The sequence below is a fragment of the Gordonia sputi NBRC 100414 genome (assembly GCF_000248055.1).
In the GTDB taxonomy this organism is placed as follows: Bacteria; Actinomycetota; Actinomycetes; order Mycobacteriales; family Mycobacteriaceae; genus Gordonia; species Gordonia sputi.
The window spans coordinates 1-244 of sequence record NZ_BAFC01000125.1 but is presented as its reverse complement, the minus strand read 5'-3'; the positions used below and the strand labels follow the sequence as shown (position 1 = coordinate 244).

The 244-nt window shown below is 63.5% G+C and carries 1 pseudogene; it reads left to right on the top strand.

What is annotated here, in order from left to right:
* Positions 1-54 precede the first annotated feature (54 nt).
* Positions 55-244: pseudogene (locus GOSPT_RS23365) on the top strand (IS3 family transposase); the annotation flags it as partial.

Genomic DNA, 244 nt, shown 5'->3' with positions numbered 1-244 from the left:
TGACACGCCCTGGGAATCTTGGAGACTCCTGACCTTGGAAACGAGGATGCAGGTATGGCCACAGGATCGCCGTCAGGGAAGAAGCCGACCAGCCGTCGGTACAGCTCAGAAGAGAAGGCTGCCGCGGTCCGCATGGTCCGTAGTTTGCGGGCCGAACTGGGCACCGAGCAGGGCACCGTCTCACGGGTAGCTCATCAACTGGGCTACGGAGTGGAATCGGTCCGCTCCTGGGTGCGCCAGGCGG